The sequence below is a fragment of the Nocardiopsis terrae genome, from assembly GCF_014651695.1.
GTDB classification, from domain to species: domain Bacteria; phylum Actinomycetota; class Actinomycetes; order Streptosporangiales; family Streptosporangiaceae; genus Nocardiopsis; species Nocardiopsis terrae.
On the sequence record NZ_BMXJ01000018.1, the window covers coordinates 1 to 1,391 of the forward strand.

General features: G+C 64.3%; 1 protein-coding gene and 1 pseudogene. Both read right to left on the reverse strand.

All coding sequences use genetic code 11. The features are described 5' to 3' along the window. On the reverse strand, positions 1 to 1,205 hold a 1,205-nt coding region (locus IE195_RS25975), incomplete at its 3' end, for a condensation domain-containing protein (protein ID WP_373295683.1). A gap of 42 nt (positions 1,206 to 1,247) precedes the next feature. Continuing rightward, a pseudogene (locus tag IE195_RS26745) lies at positions 1,248 to 1,382 on the reverse strand (hypothetical protein); the annotation flags it as partial. Positions 1,383 to 1,391: the final 9 nt, after the last annotated feature.

Genomic DNA, 1,391 nt, shown 5'->3' on the forward strand with positions numbered 1-1,391 from the left:
TCGGCGAGGAGTTTGTGCTGCCACAACGCGTAATCCGCATACTGCACCGACAACCCAGACCACCCCGGCACACCACCCCCACACCGCGCCCCATACGCCACCCCCACATCACGCACCAACGGCCCCAACGACCACCCATCACCCGCAACGTGATGCACCAACAACAACAACACACACTCATCACCCCCCAAACGGAACAACCACACCCGAAACGGAACATCAACACACAAATCAAAAACTGACCCGACAGCCTCCCCCAACACCCCCGACAACCCATCCGAACCCACATCCACCACACACAACTCCGGCGTCCCCTCACCCACCGACAACACACGCTGCACCGGCTCACCCCCCACCACCGGCAACACCGTCCGCAACACCTCATGACGCCCCACCACATCACCCAACGCCGCCCGCAGCGCACCCACATCCACAACACCCGACAACCGCAACGCCACCGGCATGTTGTACGTCGAATCCGGCCCCTCCAACCGATTCAGAAACCACAACCGACGCTGACCAAACGACAACGGCACCCGCCCCGGACGCTCCACCGCCACCGGACGCGAACGCACCACACCCCCCTGACCCACCCGAGCAGCCAACCCCGCCACCGACGGCGCCTCGAACAGATCACGCACCCGCAACTCCACACCCAGAACCGACCGCACCCGCCACACCAACCGCGCAGCCAACAACGAATGCCCACCCAGAGCGAAGAAATCATCCTCGACCCCCACCGACTCCACACCCAACACATCCGCGAACAACGCACACAACACCTCCTCCCGCGCCGAACGCGCACCCCTGCCCACACCCTCACCCACCGGCTCAGGCAACGCCCCACGATCAACCTTGCCGTTCGGCGTCAACGGCAGCTCATCCACCACCACAACCCAAGGCACCATGAACCCCGGCAACACACCCCCAACCTCAGCCCGCACCCCCGCCGCACACACATCCGCACCAACAACCGCCACCACATAAGCCACCAACCGCCCCCCACGCACCACCACCACACAACGCGCCACACCCGCACAACGCGCCACCACCGACTCGACCTCACCCAACTCGACCCGGTAACCCCGCACCTTCACCTGATCATCAACACGACCCACAAACTCCAACTCACCCCCCGCGGTCCAACGCACCACATCACCCGTGCGATACATCCGCCCACCCGCAGGACCAAACGGATCAGCCACAAACCGCTCACACGTCAACCCCGGCCGACCCAAATACCCCCGAGCCACACCAGCACCCGCCACATACAACTCACCCGCAACCCCCACAGGCACCGGACGCAAAGCACCATCCACCACATACACACGCGCGTTCCACACACCCGAACCAACCGGCACCACCACAGGCCACCCACCCACATCAGCCGG